At 60.0% G+C, this 15,638-nt stretch carries 18 protein-coding genes; 12 read left to right on the top strand and 6 right to left on the bottom strand.

The features are described from left to right. Window positions 1–14 precede the first annotated feature (14 nt). The 7 genes from KVG91_RS06400 (at window position 15) to KVG91_RS06430 (ending at window position 5,208) form a co-directional block, all read left to right on the top strand. Window positions 15–779, top strand: a complete 765-nt coding sequence (locus KVG91_RS06400) for an amino acid ABC transporter ATP-binding protein (RefSeq protein WP_169377848.1) — start codon at window positions 15–17, stop codon at window positions 777–779. 25 nt (window positions 780–804) lie between these two features. Beyond that, window positions 805–1,626, top strand: a complete 822-nt coding sequence (locus KVG91_RS06405; RefSeq protein ID WP_169377849.1) for an ABC transporter substrate-binding protein — start codon at window positions 805–807, stop codon at window positions 1,624–1,626. Between the two features lie 181 nt (window positions 1,627–1,807). After that, on the top strand, window positions 1,808–2,998 hold the full coding sequence (locus KVG91_RS06410) for an MFS transporter (RefSeq protein WP_169377850.1): 1,191 nt from the start codon (window positions 1,808–1,810) through the stop codon (window positions 2,996–2,998). Between the two features lie 66 nt (window positions 2,999–3,064). Further along, a complete protein-coding gene (locus tag KVG91_RS06415) occupies window positions 3,065–4,012 on the top strand; it encodes a hypothetical protein (RefSeq protein WP_169377851.1) in 948 nt (315 codons plus the stop codon). A 153-nt stretch (window positions 4,013–4,165) separates the two neighbouring features. Further along, entirely contained in the window at window positions 4,166–4,486 is a 321-nt protein-coding gene (locus KVG91_RS06420; RefSeq protein ID WP_169377852.1) for a helix-turn-helix domain-containing protein, read from the top strand. Between the two features lie 55 nt (window positions 4,487–4,541). Continuing rightward, a complete protein-coding gene (locus KVG91_RS06425; protein ID WP_169377853.1) occupies window positions 4,542–4,895 on the top strand; it encodes a type II toxin-antitoxin system RelE/ParE family toxin in 354 nt (117 codons plus the stop codon). Next, a complete protein-coding gene (locus tag KVG91_RS06430) occupies window positions 4,870–5,208 on the top strand; it encodes a helix-turn-helix domain-containing protein (protein WP_169377854.1) in 339 nt (112 codons plus the stop codon). The genes KVG91_RS06425 and KVG91_RS06430 overlap by 26 nt, the downstream gene beginning before the upstream one ends. Before the next feature lie 14 nt (window positions 5,209–5,222). Here KVG91_RS06430 and KVG91_RS06435 read toward each other — a convergent pair whose 3' ends face one another. From KVG91_RS06435 to KVG91_RS06450, 4 genes are all read right to left on the bottom strand, one after another. Then, window positions 5,223–5,768 (bottom strand): AAA family ATPase, encoded by a 546-nt coding sequence (locus tag KVG91_RS06435; RefSeq protein ID WP_169377855.1) that lies wholly within the window; start codon window positions 5,766–5,768, stop codon window positions 5,223–5,225. A 21-nt stretch (window positions 5,769–5,789) separates the two neighbouring features. Next, on the bottom strand, window positions 5,790–7,292 hold the full coding sequence (locus KVG91_RS06440; RefSeq protein ID WP_169377856.1) for an amidase family protein: 1,503 nt from the start codon (window positions 7,290–7,292) through the stop codon (window positions 5,790–5,792). A gap of 252 nt (window positions 7,293–7,544) precedes the next feature. Beyond that, on the bottom strand, window positions 7,545–8,024 hold the full coding sequence (locus KVG91_RS06445; RefSeq protein WP_225926953.1) for a hypothetical protein: 480 nt from the start codon (window positions 8,022–8,024) through the stop codon (window positions 7,545–7,547). A gap of 243 nt (window positions 8,025–8,267) precedes the next feature. Beyond that, window positions 8,268–9,317, bottom strand: coding sequence for an MBL fold metallo-hydrolase (locus KVG91_RS06450; protein WP_169377857.1), 1,050 nt, complete (start codon window positions 9,315–9,317; stop codon window positions 8,268–8,270). A gap of 122 nt (window positions 9,318–9,439) precedes the next feature. On the opposite strand from KVG91_RS06450, the gene KVG91_RS06455 reads away from it, so the two are divergent. Together KVG91_RS06455 and KVG91_RS06460 are read left to right on the top strand one after the other, a co-directional pair. Further along, window positions 9,440–10,066, top strand: coding sequence for a TetR/AcrR family transcriptional regulator (locus KVG91_RS06455; RefSeq protein ID WP_169377858.1), 627 nt, complete (start codon window positions 9,440–9,442; stop codon window positions 10,064–10,066). A 292-nt stretch (window positions 10,067–10,358) separates the two neighbouring features. Next, window positions 10,359–11,678, top strand: coding sequence for a methyl-accepting chemotaxis protein (locus tag KVG91_RS06460; RefSeq protein ID WP_169377859.1), 1,320 nt, complete (start codon window positions 10,359–10,361; stop codon window positions 11,676–11,678). 79 nt (window positions 11,679–11,757) lie between these two features. Here KVG91_RS06460 and KVG91_RS06465 read toward each other — a convergent pair whose 3' ends face one another. After that, on the bottom strand, window positions 11,758–12,681 hold the full coding sequence (locus tag KVG91_RS06465) for a LysR family transcriptional regulator (RefSeq protein ID WP_169377860.1): 924 nt from the start codon (window positions 12,679–12,681) through the stop codon (window positions 11,758–11,760). 80 nt (window positions 12,682–12,761) lie between these two features. Between KVG91_RS06465 and KVG91_RS06470 the strand changes: the two genes are divergently transcribed. Next, window positions 12,762–13,463 carry a CTP synthase C-terminal region-related (seleno)protein gene (locus tag KVG91_RS06470; RefSeq protein ID WP_169377861.1) on the top strand — a complete coding sequence of 234 codons (702 nt, stop codon included), beginning with the start codon at window positions 12,762–12,764 and terminating at the stop codon, window positions 13,461–13,463. Beyond that, complete coding sequence (locus tag KVG91_RS06475) at window positions 13,460–13,780, top strand: antibiotic biosynthesis monooxygenase family protein (protein ID WP_169377862.1); 321 nt, start codon at window positions 13,460–13,462, stop codon at window positions 13,778–13,780. The genes KVG91_RS06470 and KVG91_RS06475 overlap by 4 nt, the downstream gene beginning before the upstream one ends. 119 nt (window positions 13,781–13,899) lie before the next feature. Here KVG91_RS06475 and KVG91_RS06480 read toward each other — a convergent pair whose 3' ends face one another. Continuing rightward, window positions 13,900–14,223: a DUF2025 family protein gene (locus KVG91_RS06480; protein ID WP_169377863.1), complete on the bottom strand. Its 324-nt coding sequence runs from the start codon at window positions 14,221–14,223 to the stop codon at window positions 13,900–13,902. Window positions 14,224–14,454: 231 nt separating this feature from the next. On the opposite strand from KVG91_RS06480, the gene KVG91_RS06485 reads away from it, so the two are divergent. Further along, on the top strand, window positions 14,455–15,582 hold the full coding sequence (locus tag KVG91_RS06485; RefSeq protein ID WP_169377864.1) for a glycerophosphodiester phosphodiesterase family protein: 1,128 nt from the start codon (window positions 14,455–14,457) through the stop codon (window positions 15,580–15,582). Window positions 15,583–15,638: the final 56 nt, after the last annotated feature.

Genomic DNA, 15,638 nt, shown 5'->3' on the forward strand with positions numbered 1-15,638 from the left:
AGGAGATTTGCCCCATGAGAAGCATCGTCAAGGCCGTCAACCTGAACAAGTATTACGACCAGTATCACGCGCTGCGCGACATCAATATCGAGGTCGAGCAAGGCGAAGTGATGTGCATCATCGGCCCGTCCGGCTCGGGCAAAAGCACCCTGCTGCGGTGCGTCAACCAGCTGGAAAAAATCGACAAGGGCGGCCTGTGGGTCGACGGCGAACTGGTGGGTTACCGGGTGGTCGGCAACAAGCTGCACGAGATGAATGAAGTGCAGATCGCCCGCCAGCGCCTGGCCACCGGCATGGTGTTCCAGCGTTTCAATTTGTTCCCGCACATGACCGTGCTGCAAAACATCATCGAAGGCCCGTGCCAGGTGCTCAAGCGCTCGCCCAAAGAGGCCATCGAAGATGCGCTGGAGCTGCTGGCCCGCGTGGGCCTGGCGGACAAGCGCAATGCCTACCCGGTGGAGTTGTCTGGCGGCCAGCAGCAGCGTGTGGCGATTGCCCGCGCGTTGGCGATGCGCCCCAAGCTGATGTTATTCGACGAACCCACGTCAGCCCTCGACCCGGAGCTGGTAGGCGAAGTGCTGTCGGTGATGCGCGATTTGGCCAGCACCGGCATGACCATGATCGTGGTCACCCATGAGTTGGGCTTTGCCCGCGAAGTCTCCAACCGCATGGTGTTTATGGATGCCGGCCAGATTGTGGAAGCCGGCAGCCCCGAAGACATTCTAATAAGCCCACAAAACCCGCGTACCCAAAGCTTTATTTCTGCCGTTCGCACTTAACTAAAAAACTAACGAGAACGCCCCCATGAAAACACTGTTTATCCCCACCTTGCTCGCCGGCCTGATGGCGTCCAGTTGCGTGTTCGCCGCCTTGCCGCAAGCCATCAAGGACAAGGGCGAGATCAGCGCGGCCATCGTGCCGAACTACCCGCCGATGGATTTCAAGGACCCGGCCACCAACACGCTCACCGGTTTTGACTATGACCTGGGCAACGCCTTGGCCGAGCGCCTGGGCGTGAAGATCAAGTGGCAGGAAACCGGCTTCGAGCAGATGCTCAGCGGCCTGACCACCAAGCGTGTGGACATTGTGCTGTCGGGCATGACCGACACCGCCGAGCGCCAGAAGTCGGTGACCTTTATCGACTACTTCACCAGCGGCCCGCAGTTGTACACCTTGGCCAAGCGCGAAGAGATCAAGGAACTGACTGACCTGTGCGGTAAAAAAGTCGGCACCAGCCGTCGTACGACCTGGCCGTCGGAAATTACCGCATGGAGTAAAGAACACTGCGAAGCGGCGGGTAAGCCGGCGATCGTGGTGATCGGCACCGAAGGCTCGGCGGATGCGCGGGCGCAGTTGCAGCAGAACCGGCTGGATGCGGCGATGCAGGGCAGCGAGACGATTCCTTATTTGATGTCGCTGGACAAGGGCAAGTACAGGCCGGTGGGGTTGGCGATTTCCAAGCAGTTCACCGGGCTTGGGATCGAGAAGAGCAATACTGAATTGGTCACGGCAATCAGTGAGGCGTTGCAGGGCATGATTGAGGATGGGACCTATGGCAAGATCCTGAAGAAATGGGATCTGGAGCAAGGTGCCGTCGAAAAAATCAGCATCAATGCCGGCCAGTAATACAATCTGAATGTGGGAGGGGGCTTGCCTCCGATTGCGGTGGGTCAGATACACATGCTTTTGCTGGCATGCCCTCATCGGGGGCAAGCCCCCTCCCACATTGGATCTGTGTTCACATTTAATCTGTGCCCACATGTGATCTGTGTGGCCCTGGACAAATGACAAGGACGCTCGCCCCACCGTGGCCACCTACTCCCTGGTAATCCGCCGCCTGATGATTTGCTCGGTGACCATCGTGGTCAGCCGCGCCATGACCAGCCCGTTGCTGGCCTTGCTGCTGAGCACTCGCCTGGGCCTCAACCAGCAGGACATCGGCCTGCTGATGGGCATCGCGGTGTTTATCGCGACCTTACTCGGCCTGTACGGCGGCTACATCATTGATCGCCTGGAAAAACGCAAGCTGCTGATCCTGGCCATGCTCTCCAGCGCCATCGGTTTTCTGTTGCTGACCTTTGCCAGCGACCTTTACCTCACCACCCTGACCCTGGTGATCACCGAAGCCGCGTCGGCGCTGTTCCTGATCGGTTCCAAGGCCATCATCAGCGAAAACCTGCCGGTGGGTGAGCGCGCCAAGGTCTTTTCCCTGCGCTACACCTTGACCAACGTCGGTTACGCCACCGGTCCGATGGTGGGTGTGGTGATTGCCGGGCATATGCAGTTGGCGCCGTTTCTGATCGCCAGCGCGATTGCCTTCACCAGCGTGTTCCTGATGATCGGCATCCCGCCCACCCAGCGCGATGACAGCCACAAGCCCTTGAGTTTCCTCACGACCCTGCACACCTTGCGCAGCGACCGCACGCTGATCCTGTTTACCAGCGGCAGCCTGTTGAGCACCATTGTCCATGGGCGCTATACGCTTTATCTGTCACAGTTCCTGCTGGTGGCCTACAAGCCCGCCGAGGCATTGAAGATTCTGTCTGCGGTGCTGGCCTGCAACGCCATCACCGTGATTGTGATGCAGTACCAGGTCGGCCGTTTTCTCAAGCGTGAGCAACTGCGCTACTGGATCGTGCTGGGCACCTTATTGTTCATCGCCGGGCTGGTCGGTTTCAGCCTGGCCGACAGCCTGCTCGGTTGGTGCGTGGCGATGTTCGTGTTCACCTTGGGCGAGATGATCATCTACCCCTGCGAATTCCTGTTCATCGACACCATCGCCCCGGACGCGCTGCGCGGCAGTTACTACGGCGCGCAGAACCTGGCGGCGTTCGGCGGGGCGCTGAGCCCGGTGATTTGTGGTTATTTGCTGATCAATGCGGCACCGGCCAGCATGTTCTATGCACTGGGGGCGTTGACTGCAATCGGCGGTAGCCTGTGTTTCGTGAGTGGGCGGCGTGTGGCTGCGAACCCAACCCCACCAGCACCACTGCTCTAATGTGGGAGCTTCGTAACTGCTGATATTTGCGTACTATCCAGCTATATATCTCACGGACCCGAGCCCATGAAATTCGACACGGCCTACAGCCTGAGTCTCGATGACAAGCTGTCGATCTACGATGTACGCGAGCTGAATTTCGACGAAACCGTCGATTTCGATTCCGATCAGGACAGCTTTCTCTGCCCCAACGATGCATGCCGCGCCGCGTTCGATACAGGCAACGCGCTGGGCACGTTCAATGCAAAAAACGTCAATTACCTGCGCACGCCGCACTTCAAGAACAAGACCACGACCCGGCATATCGACGGTTGCCGCTACGCCAGCACCCATAAGACCGCGACCGGTGAAAATGACGACGATCGCGAGGAAAATTTCCCATCGGAATGGGTATTGACCCGCCGGCAGTACCCGCGCAAACCGTCACTGACCGGCGCCGACGCAAGCGTCCCGCAGGCCCCAGCGAAAGCACCTTCAAACCGTACCGCCACATCCCACAACAGCAACGACAGCACGCCAGACAAAACCAGCGTCTTCGCCCACCCGGTGGAATGTTTTGTGTCCAACATCGACGACAAGGACAAGCTCAAGCGCATGCCGTTGAAGATCGGCGAACACACCGCGACCTACTGGACGTTTTTCAAAAAGATCGAATACCTGCAAGACAACAAAGGCCTGATCTACTGGGGCAAGATCAAAGAGATCAAGGACTACACCAGCAGCTTTCGCATCGATTTCGAAAAAAAGGTGTGGCTCGACAAAAAGCCCTACTCGGTCAACGTCTACCTGAGCAAGAAACTCATCGAGAACTACCGCAAGCGCAAGGCGTTCCTGGAGCAGATCAAGGCCGCAGTGGACAGTGAGCGGGCGCTGTATTGCTTCTTTTACGGGGTGACGCCGGAGCTGAAACAGGTGCCCAGCAAGAAAAACCCCGACCAGACGTTTGGGGTATTCAGTGCGAATATCGAGAATCTGGACCACCTGATCATTCGAGAGGTGCCGGGGGTGCAATAGTGTCAGTCAGCGGCAGGAGGCTTGGAATTCTCGGCTCCTTCGTTGGGAAACGGGCCAACGCCCCACCCTTAAAAAACCAGTTGATGAGCGGTCAAAACAACTGTACAAAAACACAGTATAGTTAGCCCTTCCCGTCGAATCCTGGAGAAAACCATGTCCTCTCTGGCAATGAGCTCTTTCGTAGAACAGCAGATCGTCCTGCATCAATTCACCGCCAAGCACAGCGTGCAAGCCCGCGCGATGCTGGGCTGGAGCCGGGAAGACCTGGCCATCCAGGCAGGCGTGGCGGTGGAGGCGGTTCAACAGTTTGAAAGCCAACGCGACGTGGGCGATGAAACCCGCTTGGCATTGGCCTTTCGGTTGGAGGCCGAAGGGCTGGTGTTTTTCCCGGGGTTTGCGCCGGGGTGGGGGATGAGTGTGAAAGGAGCATTGCCCGAGTCATCCACGCAATTGGCGTATCAGACGGTAGAGTAAATTTTCAAACTGCGTTCACACTTATCCCTATTTAGGTATATTCTCCGATGAGTCCATGGAAGCCACTCCTGTGGGTGGGCGCAAGCAAAAAGATCTGCAATTAATGCCCTGTTCCGTTCAAGACGTATTTGGCTTCGCGCTGCACCTTGCTCAGGAGGGTAGCAGGCACCCCCAGGCCAAGGCGCTGAAAGGGTTTGGTGGTAATGCGGTTTTGGAGATCGTGGAGGATTTCGATGGCAGCACTTATCGAGGGGTGTACACCGTTCGGTTTGGCTCCGCTGTCTACGTCCTTCACTGCTTTCAGAAGAAGTCGACAAAAGGCATTGCAACAACGCAGCACGATATACAACTGATCAAACAGCGACTCAAGGCGGCGCAGGATCATGCAAAAGCATCGCAAGGCGATTGAAATCGAAGCAAGCAGCGGCAATGTCTATGAGGATATTGGCCAGCCTGACGCCAGCGAAATGCAGGTCAAGGCACAGCTCGCAGCAAAGATCGGTGAAATTCTCAAAACACGCAATCTCACCCAGTCTCAGGCTTCGATGATCCTTGGCTTATCGCAACCCAAGGTTTCCGAGATGCTTCGAGGAAAGTTCAGAGGCATCAGTGAGGCCAAGATGCTTGAGTGCTTGTCGCTATTAGGTCGTGATGTGCAAATCGTTATAAGTGCAGCTCCCGCTTGTCGTGTTCAAGGACGTATTGAAGTGCTGTTTGCTTGACCAACTCCCCCGCATTAATCACTGATTTTCCCCCACAACTGACTCACCAACCCCTCAACCGAATGGTGCGTAGAGTCCAGCCGTATCACCGGGCAGGTCAGCGTTTTCAACCAGGTTTCGTGCCTGCGAAGGCTGCGTAGGCTGTGGTTGCCGCCGTCGTAGCGCGCAGCCCAGGCCAGAAAGGCAATGCTGTTTTCATACCGGTTGCCGCCTGGGAGGACTTCATCGCCGTAACGCTGAATTTCCCGCAGACGCAGGCGGTGCAGGCGTACTTCAAGGTCCAGGCGCAGGAACACTGCATGGGTGAAAAGCGGGATCATGGGGTCACCCCAACCACACAGTGAACCGGACAGCACCCAGCCTTCGCGGCCGGAGGTCTTTTCCTGCAGCAAGTGAATCCGTTCATCCTTGGCGCGTGGCACGGTAAAAGGCGTTGCAGTGTGCTGCCAATAGAAGTCGTCCGAATCGAAACAGGCGACGTCCAGGCGCTCGGCCAGCGCTTTGCCCAAGGTTGTCGTACCCGCGCCCGCGGCACCGAGGATGTGGATTCTGTAAGTCATGGCTTAAGTGTAAACCGTACGTCAAAGCGCAGGCTTGATCGCTACCTGGGCTGCCTCTTCATACCCATGGGCCACCGCCAGCAAGGTGGGTTCGGACCAACGGCTCCCGAAGAAGTAGGCACTGGTCGGTACGCCATCCTCATCCCTCCCGGAAGGTACTGAAATCCCCGGGTAACCCGCCGCTGCGACGGCAAAGTAACTGTTGGTCTCGAAATCGGACACCATGGCGTCAAGGTTTTCCGACTGGATCGGGTCATCGATGGAGCTGCGGAAATCCTCGATGAGCGTGTCCCAAAGTGGCTTGCGCTGCTCCGGCGTCAGTGTAGAGGCGCTGATCTCCTTGAGTAGCGGTTGATGATCCTCCGCGTTGCCATCACGCTCTTCGTTGAACTCGATCAGTTCGGTCAGTGACTTGACCGGCAACCCTGGTCGCTTGCCCAGGTAACCATTCAATTCCTCTTTCACATCCGAGAACAGCAACTCGCCGTAGCGTGAATCATCGGCCATGCGCAAGTTGACCGGCACCAAAATCGCACCCTGCTCACGCAGTACCTCAAGTGTCCGGCTGAACTGCGGACTATTCTCCACCGACAGAGATTCGCCGTTTTTCGAAAACGTCGCAGGATAGCCAATACGCTTGCCTTTCAAGGCGCCGGGAACCAGTAACGCGGTGTAATCGATGCCTTGGGGCGCCCCCACGCTCGCCGGATCCTGAGGGTCGCTGCCCGACATGGCATTGAGCATCAGCGCCACATCGAATACCGAGCGCGCCATCGGCCCTGGAGTGTCCTGCCGTTGGCTCGCCGGAATCATCCCGTTGCGGTCCAGCAGGCCGACGCTGGGTTTGAGACCAACAACGCCGTTGCGCGCTGCGGGCACGATGATCGAACCACTGGTCTCCGCCCCCACCGCCAGGGGCGCCAGCCCTGCAGCCACTGCTGCGGCAGAACCGGAACTGGAACCTCCGACATCGGCCTGTGGTTGATGCGGGTTAAGGGTTTGCCCGCCCCGGCTGCTCCAGCCAGCGGGACCACCGCGAAACCCTGCGAGTTCGGTCATATTGGTTTTGCCCAGGATCACCGCGCCCTGCCGGATCAGGTAGTCAACCAACGGGGCGTTCTTGCCGGCAGGTGCGCCTATCAGCCCGAACGCGCCTGCGCTGGTCTGCATGCCGGTAGTTTCAATGGTGTCCTTGAGCAGGATGGGAATGCCATGCAATGGCCCGCGCACGTTGCCGCTGGCTCGCTCGCGATCCAACTCACGGGCCGTTTCAAGTGCCTCAGGGTTCAGTTCAATAACGGAGCCCAGTCTCGGGTCCACGCTGCTGATTCGCTCCTGCAGGCAAGTGACCAGGTCCGCCGAGGTGAGCCCGCCCGGCCTGGACATTTGCGCACCCAGCGCTTTGACACTGAGGTACTCGGTACCTGCGGGGACGGGCTTTGAAGTAATGGGGGAGTAGTCTTCAGTGAAGGACTGTACAACTTGCCGGACCAGGGAGCCCATTCCGTATGCGATACCTAACATAAGACCTCTTGAAGAGTCAGAAATGACGAAGGACCGACGTCGATCCGTGGGCCAGTCTAAAAACTCCTCTCCCGTCAGGCTGCGCGACACGGGCGATTCACGGTGTGGGATAGTTCAACGCAGCGGGTGGCTCCTGCTGTAGGTCGGTAAACCGGTGAACGCTTCGATAGGCCTGCACCAGGCTTGCCAGCCAATCTTTCGCCCATCGCGCGCCGTAGAACCACAGCGTCGCGCCCTCCTCAAGTGGCTCGCCTATTCCCGGATAGTCACGCCCGCAGGCCCATGGAAGGCATCGCTGCGGCTGTCGGACACCAAGGCGTCCAATCGATATGCACGCACCAGCTCATCGATTTCATTGCGGGCATGCCAGTTGTGATTGGACCGATGTGCATGCACCGGTACCAGCTCGGCCCCGGCTCGGCGCAGGATATCCAGCGCGCTCAGGAAGGACGGGTCATGTTCGATCAGCCCCTGTTCCTCGGCATCCACAAAACGCTCGGCAAAACCCACGCGCCTGCCGCGCATCGCGTGAGTCGCGGTAAAGGTCGTGTTGTTTTGAACCAGGGGGACTTCCACCATCACCGGGCCTGACGGATCGACACCACTCAAGGCAATCAGTGACAGCGACGGGTCGCGCAGGGGTTTCAGGGCAAGCCCCGGCGCATCGTATCCAGGGATCGGGACGCTCGCCCCCGGCTTGCCAGGCGGATCAACGCCAAACGCGATAGCCATGGCGCTCGCAGGGTTGCTGGACGCGGTTGCCGCATCTGACAGTTCGGCAAGTACAGACGCAGGTCCGCCCGTGGGACAAGGCAGTCCTGCCTGCCAATATTTACTGCATTTACTCTCCATACAAACCCGCCCCCGCCAAATGATTTTCCGGGGGATCATCGCACCCTTGCCTGGCGCCTGTCGCAGCTCTGAAACAGCTTGAAAACTCCTTTTTCCGACGCCGTTTTTCCGACGCCGCTTCCGTCAGTTGGCGAGGTGTTCCTGTGCGCCTTGGGTTTCCACCTCCAGCCACCACGCATGCCCGCGTTCAGGTTGGGTCAGACTGAACGCCTGCCCCATCGGCGGTGTGGTGATCGACACGTTGCGCTCCCAGGCCAGGGCCATGATGCGATCGAACGGCTCATGCCAGGCATGGAACGCGAGGTCGAAGGTGCCGTTGTGAATCGGCAGCAACCAGCGCCCCTTGAGGTCGATATGGGCTTGCAGGGTTTGCTCCGGTTGCATGTGCACGTGGGGCCAATCGACGTTGTAAGCACCTGTTTCCAGCAGGGTCAGATCAAACGGACCGTACTGTTCGCCGATGCGCTTGAAGCCGTCGAAGTAGCCGGTATCGCCGCTGAAGAAAATCCGCCGGGCGCCATCGATCATCACCCAGGAACACCAGAGGGTCTGGTTCGCATCAAACAGGCCACGCCCGGAAAAATGTTGCGCGGGTGTGGCGACAAAGCGAATGCCCTCCACCTCGGTACCCTGCCACCAGTCCAGCTGGCGCACTTTGTCGGCCGCCACGCCCCACTTCACCAGGAGATCGCCGACACCCAGCGGCGCAAGGAAATAGCAGGTTTTTTCGGCCAATTGGACCACCGCCGTACGGTCAAGATGGTCGTAGTGGTTGTGGGAAAGGATCACCGCTTCCAACGGTGGCAACGCCTCAAGACTGATCGGCGGCTGATGGAAACGCTTGGGGCCGGCCCAACTGAACGGTGACGCACGCTCGGCGAACACCGGGTCGGTCAGCCAGAACTTGCCGCGCATTTTCAGCAAGACGGTGGAATGCCCGAGGCGAAACACGCTGTGATCCGGTGCCGCCAGTAACTGCTCGCGGGTCAGCGCCTGCACCGGAATCTGCCCCACCGGTCGCGTGCTGCGCGGCTTGTTGAACAGCATGTTCCAGAAAATACGCAAGGTCTTGCCGAAGCCACCCTGCGGCACGGGTGCATCGTTGTTGAAGTGCCCCTGGGCCTGCTTGGGCGCCGCTGGCGAAGCATCAACACGGGACGAGATCGTGGCCATTACCGGGTAACTCCTACGGATCGCTCATAAATTACACTGCACAGTGTAGTTTCAAGATTGCAACAAAATCCGCAGCAAGTAAACTACCGAGTGTAATTTCCTTGAAGAGCCGAGCGCCATCCATGATTGCCCCTCAACGCCTCACCGACCGCAAACGCGAAGCCATCGTGGCAGCGGCCATCGCCGAGTTTCGCGAAAACGGTTTCGAGGTCACCAGCATGGACAAGATCGCCGCCACTGCCGGCGTTTCCAAGCGCACGGTGTACAACCACTTCGCCAGCAAGGAAGAGCTGTTCGCCGAAATCCTCCATCAACTCTGGGCCAGCAGCGTAGCGCAACTCGACGTCACCTACGCCAGCGACCGGCCACTGCGCGAACAACTGCGCGGTTTGCTGGTAGCGAAGATGCAGATGATGGCGGATGCCAACTTTCTTGACCTGGCCCGGGTCGCCATCGCCGCCACCATTCATTCGCCCGAACGCGCACAAGACATGGTCAGCCGCCTGAGCCAGCGCGAAGAAGGCTTTACCCTATGGGTCCGCGCCGCGCAGGAAGACGGTCGGCTCAGCTGCGCCGACCCGGCCTTTGCCGCGCACCAGATACAAAGCCTGCTCAAGGCCTTTGCCTTCTGGCCACAGATTACCCTGGGCCAGCCGGTGCTCGACGCCGCCAGCCAGGCCAGCGTGATCGAGTCAGCCATCGACCTGTTCCTGGCCGGCTACGAAATCACCCCTGCCCGCGCTCATTAATGCCCAGGCGCGCTCAGCGCCCTCGGCCGCACCGATCGCCCATCGACCTGGCAAAATTGCCAACTCTGCAGCAAATTAAAATCAAAGTGCCACCACTGGTCGCCTATCCAAAAAAGGACCTGCCTCTTGGGCGAACTTCTTGTCAGGCTGATCACTCTGAACCCGTTGTTCCACCCCCCTCTGTCAGTCCAAGGAAGCTGACAATGAGCACGTCAACCGTATGGCGGATACCTTACGGGGGCAGGCGCATACCCACGGAAACCCCAGAAGGCAGCTTGCCCGAGCATCGAATATGCTATTCACCGCCCATAAAAAAACCGTCAACACCCTGCAACACACTGTCGCGCAACAGGCCAGCCTGCTGGACGCCATCGAGCGCTCCATGGCGGTGATCGAATTCGACTTGTCCGGCACCGTGCTGCGGGCCAACGCCAACTTCCTCCAGACCATGGGCTACCGCGCCGAGCAGGTCGAAGGCCAGCCCCATCGGATGTTCTGCACCCCAGCGTTCGCCCGCAGCGCGCAGTATAGTCAACTGTGGTCGAACCTGCGCAATGGCCAGTTCCAGTCCGGCACCTTTGAACGAGTGGCCGGCGATGGCCAGTCGGTGTGGCTGGAAGCCAGCTACAACCCGGTGCGTGATGACACGGGCCAAGTAATCAAGGTGGTGAAGTACGCGATGGACGTCACCCCACGCCTGCAGGCCGAAAGCGAAGCCAATGCCAAACTGGAAGCCATAGGCCGTGCCATGGCGGTGATCGAGTTCAACCTCGACGGCACCATCATCACCGCCAACGCAAACTTTCTGCAGCGCATGGGTTACAGCCTTGCACAGATCCAGGGCCAGCATCACCGCCTGTTCTGCACCGCCGAGGTGGCCAACAGCTCGGCCTACAGCGATTTCTGGCAGCGCCTGAACCAGGGTGAATTGTTCAGCGGCCAGTTCGAACGCGTGGATAAACACGGCCAGACCGTGTGGCTCGAAGCCAACTACAACCCGGTCTACGACGCCAGCGGGCGCCTGTGCAAAGTGGTCAAGTTCGCTTCTGACGTCACCGCCATGGTGCAACAACATAGCGCCGACGCCGCCAGTGCCGCCCAGGCGTATCACATTTCTCTGAACACCCGGGACATCGCCGAAAAAGGCGCCGAGGTGATCCAGCAAACGGCCAGCGGCATGCGCGATATTGCCGCCGACATCGACGGTTCCTCGCAACTGATCGCCAAGCTGGGCGAGCGTTCGCAGCAGATCACCACCATCGTCAACACCATCCGCGGCATTGCCGACCAGACCAACCTGCTGGCACTCAATGCCGCCATCGAGGCCGCGCGTGCCGGCGAACAAGGCCGCGGGTTCGCTGTGGTGGCGGACGAAGTACGGCAACTGGCGGCGCGCACCAGCGGTTCGACGGCGGAAATTTCCAGCATGATCGCGATGATCCAGGATGAAACCCGTCAGGCCATCCACAGCATGGACGGCACCCGCGACCGTGCGGCGCTGGGTGTCGACCTGGCCAACCGTGCGGGCGCAGCGATCCTGCAGATTCGCGAAGGCACCAGCGAGGCCGTGCAGGCGGTCAGTGCGTTTGCCAACGAGCGGGGCGGCAGCTGACCCGGTCTTGCACAGACTGAAAATGCACCACGATGACCTGTGGGAGCTGGCTTGCCTGCGATAGCGCTGGACCAGCCAATTATTTCTGTGGCTGACACAACGCTATCGCAGGCAAGCCAGCTCCCACATTCATGTGCACATGCCGGCCCAATTCATCGAACAGCGTCACCACTGAACGCAACGCCCGGCAATCGGGGCGCGTGAGCAACCACAATGCCGTGTCGTGCCCCGCCAACGTGGGGCCCAGCGGTTGCAGGCCAGCCTCCAAGAGAAAGTCCGGCAACGCCGCCACACCCAGCCCCGCGCGCACTAGTTCAGTCACCGACAACAGGCTGTTGCAGCGATAACTGAGGCGCACGCCGGGCAGGTGCTCGCGGCGCCAGACGACCGTGGGGTGGTCGGGCAGGAAATCATCCGGGCCGATCCAGGGCAGGTCTGCCAACGCGCGTCCCTGGTGCTGACGGGCGAAATCCGGGCTGGCGCAGACCTGATAGGCCACACGCCCGAGGCAACGGCCAACCAGATGCTCCGGCGGCGTGCGGGTCAGGCGCAGGGCGATATCGGCATCGCGACGGCTGAGGTTGGCGAAATCATTCGACGTGCTCAGCTCGAGGGTCAGCGCCGGGTAGTGCGGCATGAACTGCGCCAGGGCTGGCAGCAACACGCCTTGCAGTACCGAATCGGTGCAGGTCAGGCGCACCGTGCCGCTGATCACTTCTGCGCCCTGCTCCACCCCCATACGCGCCGCTTCCAGGGCCTGTTCGGCGCGTTCCGCCTGTTGTGCCAGGTTGCTGGCCAGGCTGGTGGGCAAGTAGCCGGCGCGGCTTTTTTCAAACAGCGTCTGGCCCAGCGCCGCCTCCAGCCGCCGCACCGCGCGAAACACCGTGGACACATCCACCCGCAATAATGCCGCAGCCCGCGCCAGGGTGCCGCCGCGCACCAAGGCAAGGACCAGCGACAGGTCAGGGTAGTCAATTGAATAGTGCGTGGCTGCATTGAGCATGTGGGCAAACGCCAATATTGATTGCGTAGACGCCAATCTATAATGCGCCCCAGGACACCACAAGCGAAGGGATGTACACGATGAACGCCACGCCTCTGCACCTCGCCCTGATCGGCGATTACAACCCGGATGTGACCGCCCACCAGGCAATTCCCGTGGCGCTGCAACAAGCGGCCGACACCTTGGGCCTGACCGTTCACGTGCAATGGCTCGACACGGATGCCATGCCGGCGGCACTCCACGGCTTCGACGGTTTCTGGTGCGTCCCCGCCAGCCCCTACCGCGACATCGACGGCGCCTTGCGGGCGATACGTTTTGCCCGCGAGCACCAAAGGCCGTTCCTCGGCACCTGCGGCGGGTTTCAACACGCGGTGCTGGAATATGCCCGCAACGTGCTGGGCTGGGTCGATGCCGAACATGGTGAACTCGCCCCAGCGTCCAAGCGCGCAGTGATCGCGCCGCTCAGTTGCGCGCGGGTGGAAGCCATCGACACCCTACGCCTGGTGCCCTACACCCGCATCGCCGAAGCCTACGGCCGCCTTGACGCGCAAGAAGGCTATCGATGCCGCTACGGCGTGAACCCTGAGTTCCTCGATGCCCTGCTGGAAGGCGACCTGATTCCCAGCGGCCACGATTCGGCAGGCGACCTGCGTGCGGTGGAGCTGCTTAATCATCCGTTCTTCGTGGCCACGCTGTTCCAGCCCGAACGCGCCGCGTTGCAGGGCGTGACGCCACCCCTGGCGCTGGCCCTGCTCAAAGCCTGCCAAGCGGTGTCGGCATGATCGCGCGCACGCCCGCCCCGCCCTACTACGCGGTGATTTTCAGCTCACTGCGCACCGAGGGCGATCAAGGTTACGGCCAGGCTGCCAACCGCATGCTGGAACTGGCGCGCGAACAACCGGGGTTTCTCGGCGTGGAATCGGCACGGGAAGACGGCCTGGGGATCACCGTATCGTACTGGGAAAGTGAAGCGGCGATATTGGCCTGGAAGCAGCAGGTCGAGCATCGGCAGGTGCGTGAGCAGGGGCGCGCCACTTGGTATTCGGCCTTTCACACTCGAGTGTGTAAAGTCGAACGGGCCTACACATTCCAAACCTGAAAAGCTGCCTGTAAAACACTGCAAAACTCTGTGGGAGCTGGCTTGCCTGCGATGGCGGTCTGTCAGTTAACCCATCAGTGACTGAACCACCGCTATCGCAGGCAAGCCAGCTCCCACATTTAGCTCACCAGACTGCGCAACGCGCTGATCTGCGCAATCTCCACCCGCCGCATATAAACCCGCAGCGGCTCGGTGATGTTGATGCGGTCGTCGATGTTCTGATCGAGCAACAGCTGGATGCGCTCGCGGGACAGGGTCATGCTCTGCTCCGGGCCCGGCAACCAAACGAATTCCGCAGTGGGAATAATGCCGTCATCGGCCACGTCCATGCCGAACGCGTCTTCGCTGAAACGCACAATATACTGGCCGGTCTTGCGGTTGAGGCCGACAAAACCGTGGAGTTGGTCGGCGGCCTGGCAGATAAGCTCAGAGGTGATGCGCATGGTAAACCTCACTGAAAAGTCCTACATGGACTGGAAAGATGGTTTACACGCGTGGCGAAGTACCGCCCTCTGACGGGGCAGCTAGGCGCAAGAGTACTGCAATGCGTCCCCTGGAAACCCGATTTTTTTGCCTTTGCGCATGTTAAATGTCGGTTTGGTGATAGCGCCTTACGCAATCAATTGTTAAAAAGGAGGCCTTCTCAAAGCTACCTTCATGAAAGGACTTCGCATATGCCTGCCACGTTTACCAAGAGCGCCCTGCTGCTGGCCCTGATGCTCGGCCTTGGCCAGGCACAGGCCGCCGATCCGATCAGCCCGGCCGAATTGGCGACCAACGAAGGCATCCCCTACCCTGCCGTGATTGCCCACCGTGGCGCTTCATACGATGCCCCCGAGTCCACCGCCGCGGCCTACAAAATCGCGCGCGACCTGGGCGCCGACTACCTGGAACTGGACCTGCAGCGCAGCAAGGACGGCGTATTGTTCGCCCTGCACGACAACAACCTGCAGCGCACCACCGACGTGGCCACCAAGTTTCCTGATCGCAAGGACGCCCCGGCCAACGAGTTCACCTGGAAAGAACTGCAAACCCTTGACGCCGGCAGCTGGTTCAACGCCGCCTACCCGGACCGCGCGCGCCCAGGCTTTGTCGGCCTGAAAATCCTCAGCCTGGACGACATCATCAAGATCGCCGAAGGCAACCCGCAGCACAAACCCGGCCTGTACATCGAAACCAAAGAGCCCAAGCAATTCCCGGGCATCGAAGCCGACCTGAAGAACAAGCTGCTGGACAAAGGCTGGCTGAGCTCCGCCGGCTCCAAGCTGGGCAAGAGCAACACCGGCGTGGGCCAGGGCAAGGGCCGCGTGGTGCTGCAAACCTTCGAAGTGGCCAGCCTTAAAGAGCTGCAGAAAGAAATGCCCAACACCCCGAAAATCCTGCTGTTATGGGTGGGCGAAGGCAGCATCGAACCCAAGTCCAAGGTGACGTTCGCCGAATCCGGCGAACCGACCAAGGCCGCCTACTACGCCAAGCAAGAGCCGAAGGATGCCGCCGAGTTCGAAAAATGGGTCGACCAGGCCAAGAGCCTCGGCGCCATCGGCACCGGCCCATCCGCCGAGCTGACCGATCACGGCGACCAGAGCTACACCGACCTGGTGAAGCCTGAAATGAACAAGCTGACCCACGACAAAGGCCTGCTGGTGCACGTCTACACCGTGGATGAGCCGGTCGATTTCGACAAGGTGATGAAGGCTGGCGTCGACGGTATCTTCACCAACCGCGCCGCCGAACTGCTGAAGTTCTACAAGCGCTGGCCGTCGTCCAGCGTGCAGGATCTGCTGAACGACTATAAATACTGAGTGAGTCGGCGTTGGTGTCAGTGCGCCATTAAGGATGAGTTAAGTTGCGCCGGTTA

Source organism: Pseudomonas azadiae (assembly GCF_019145355.1).
Classification (GTDB): Bacteria; Pseudomonadota; Gammaproteobacteria; order Pseudomonadales; family Pseudomonadaceae; genus Aquipseudomonas; species Aquipseudomonas azadiae.

What these genes read in the sequence shown, in the direction of transcription:
- KVG91_RS06485 (WP_169377864.1), top strand. Translation starts at nt 14,455, where the DNA reads ATGCCTGCCACGTTTACCAAGAGCGCCCTGCTGCTGGCCCTGATGCTC.
- KVG91_RS06425 (WP_169377853.1), top strand. Translation starts at nt 4,542, where the DNA reads ATGGAAGCCACTCCTGTGGGTGGGCGCAAGCAAAAAGATCTGCAATTA.
- KVG91_RS06475 (WP_169377862.1), top strand. Translation starts at nt 13,460, where the DNA reads ATGATCGCGCGCACGCCCGCCCCGCCCTACTACGCGGTGATTTTCAGC.
- KVG91_RS06415 (WP_169377851.1), top strand. Translation starts at nt 3,065, where the DNA reads ATGAAATTCGACACGGCCTACAGCCTGAGTCTCGATGACAAGCTGTCG.
- KVG91_RS06445 (WP_225926953.1), bottom strand. Translation starts at nt 8,024, where the DNA reads ATGGCTATCGCGTTTGGCGTTGATCCGCCTGGCAAGCCGGGGGCGAGC.
- KVG91_RS06470 (WP_169377861.1), top strand. Translation starts at nt 12,762, where the DNA reads ATGAACGCCACGCCTCTGCACCTCGCCCTGATCGGCGATTACAACCCG.
- KVG91_RS06435 (WP_169377855.1), bottom strand. Translation starts at nt 5,768, where the DNA reads ATGACTTACAGAATCCACATCCTCGGTGCCGCGGGCGCGGGTACGACA.
- KVG91_RS06465 (WP_169377860.1), bottom strand. Translation starts at nt 12,681, where the DNA reads ATGCTCAATGCAGCCACGCACTATTCAATTGACTACCCTGACCTGTCG.
- KVG91_RS06480 (WP_169377863.1), bottom strand. Translation starts at nt 14,223, where the DNA reads ATGCGCATCACCTCTGAGCTTATCTGCCAGGCCGCCGACCAACTCCAC.
- KVG91_RS06450 (WP_169377857.1), bottom strand. Translation starts at nt 9,317, where the DNA reads ATGGCCACGATCTCGTCCCGTGTTGATGCTTCGCCAGCGGCGCCCAAG.
- KVG91_RS06440 (WP_169377856.1), bottom strand. Translation starts at nt 7,292, where the DNA reads ATGTTAGGTATCGCATACGGAATGGGCTCCCTGGTCCGGCAAGTTGTA.
- KVG91_RS06455 (WP_169377858.1), top strand. Translation starts at nt 9,440, where the DNA reads ATGATTGCCCCTCAACGCCTCACCGACCGCAAACGCGAAGCCATCGTG.
- KVG91_RS06420 (WP_169377852.1), top strand. Translation starts at nt 4,166, where the DNA reads ATGTCCTCTCTGGCAATGAGCTCTTTCGTAGAACAGCAGATCGTCCTG.
- KVG91_RS06405 (WP_169377849.1), top strand. Translation starts at nt 805, where the DNA reads ATGAAAACACTGTTTATCCCCACCTTGCTCGCCGGCCTGATGGCGTCC.
- KVG91_RS06400 (WP_169377848.1), top strand. Translation starts at nt 15, where the DNA reads ATGAGAAGCATCGTCAAGGCCGTCAACCTGAACAAGTATTACGACCAG.
- KVG91_RS06430 (WP_169377854.1), top strand. Translation starts at nt 4,870, where the DNA reads ATGCAAAAGCATCGCAAGGCGATTGAAATCGAAGCAAGCAGCGGCAAT.
- KVG91_RS06460 (WP_169377859.1), top strand. Translation starts at nt 10,359, where the DNA reads ATGCTATTCACCGCCCATAAAAAAACCGTCAACACCCTGCAACACACT.